Genomic DNA, 1,570 nt, shown 5'->3' with positions numbered 1-1,570 from the left:
CCCCCCCCTGATGGTGGGAGAGGGGGAGCCGCTGGATAGGTGGCGGAGGCATTGCGCTAGCGGGATGTAGCAGCGCCCCTCTCTCGCGTAGCGGGAAGGGTAGGGGGTGAGGGTCAGCAGCCCGCGCAGCGGGCTTCGTAACCCTAGCCCGACCCTTCAGGGCCGGGTTCTAAATCAGATGTTCTGTCCGCATTGATAGCACCATGCAAATAAACACACTGATATGCAGACACGTTACGATGTAATTGTGGTAGGGGCCGGCCACGCCGGTTGCGAGGCGGCCCACGCGGCGGCCCGGCTGGGGTGCCGGACGCTGCTGTTAACAATTGATCTCGACAAGCTGGCCCATATGTCGTGCAATCCGAGCATTGGCGGGCCGGCGAAGGGCCATCTGGTGCGAGAAATTGACGCGATGGGCGGCTTGATGGGCCGCATCACCGACCGCAGCGCGATTCAGATCCGGTTGTTGAACGAGAGCAAAGGGCCGGCAGTGCAATCGTTGCGGGCCCAGTGCGATAAACGGTTGTACGCGCGGCTGATGAAAGAGACGCTAGAGCGGATGCCGAATCTCGATCTGCGCCAAGCCATGGTGGAACGGATTGCGCCGCCGAACGCTGATACTCAGTGCTTTACAGTGACAACACACACTGGCTGGCGGTATCTCGCGCCGGCTGTAATCTTGACCACCGGCACCTTCTTGCGCGGGCGGGCGATTACCGGCGAGGCAATGTGGGGGGCGGGCCGAGCTGGTGAAGCGCCGGCGATGGCGTTGAGCGAAGACCTTGCGGCGTTGGGGTTCCCGCTGGTGCGGCTGAAGACCGGCACTCCGCCGCGACTGGCGGCAGCGACGATTGACTTCTCGTTGACCGAATTGCAGCCGGGCAGCGACAAGCCGCTGGCGTTCGGCCACTACTACGCTGAATTAGGTGAAGCGATACCGCCGCCGGACTATCACGGCCCGCCGGCGCCGGTCTACCCACACCCGCAGCTTGATGGCTGGCGACCGCAGTTACCCTGCTACCAAGTGCATACCACGCCGGAATTTCACGCCATTATTCGCGCAAATCTGCACCGCGCGCCACTGTTTAGCGGCATTATCGAAGGGGTGGGGCCGCGCTATTGTCCGAGCATCGAAGACAAGATCGTGCGCTTTGCCGACAAAGAGCGCCACAGCCTGTTTCTCGAACCGGAAGGCTGGACGACCTCGGAAGTGTATGTACAAGGGTGCAACACCTCGCTGCCCGAAGATGTACAGTGGGCGATGCTGCGTTCGATCCCGGCGTTGCGCAACGTCGAGCTGATGCGGATCGGCTACGCCATCGAATATGACGCGGTCGCAACCGGCGAAATCACTGCCGATATGCAAACGCGCCGGCTGCGCGGCTTGTTCTTTGCCGGGCAGATCAACGGCACGACCGGCTACGAAGAGGCGGCGGCGCAAGGGTTGATGGCCGGCATCAATGCGGCGCGTTACGTGCAGGGCAAACCGCCAGTAATTCTGGGCCGGGCCGAGGCGTACATCGGCGTCTTGATCGACGATTTGACCACCAAAGAGATTCGCGAGCCGTAC

General features: G+C 62.3%; 1 protein-coding gene. It reads left to right on the top strand.

Features of this window, described 5'->3' with window-relative positions; translation table 11 throughout:
• Positions 1-223 precede the first annotated feature (223 nt).
• The coding region (locus tag U9R81_RS05850; protein ID WP_322494576.1) for a tRNA uridine-5-carboxymethylaminomethyl modification enzyme MnmG/GidA at positions 224-1,570 on the top strand (1,347 nt) is incomplete at its 3' end.

Origin of the sequence: Chloroflexus sp., from assembly GCF_034435895.1 — a bacterium.
In the GTDB taxonomy this organism is placed as follows: Bacteria; Chloroflexota; Chloroflexia; order Chloroflexales; family Chloroflexaceae; genus Chloroflexus.
Note: the sequence above shows the minus strand (reverse complement) of the source record. Positions and strands in the feature narration are given on the sequence as shown.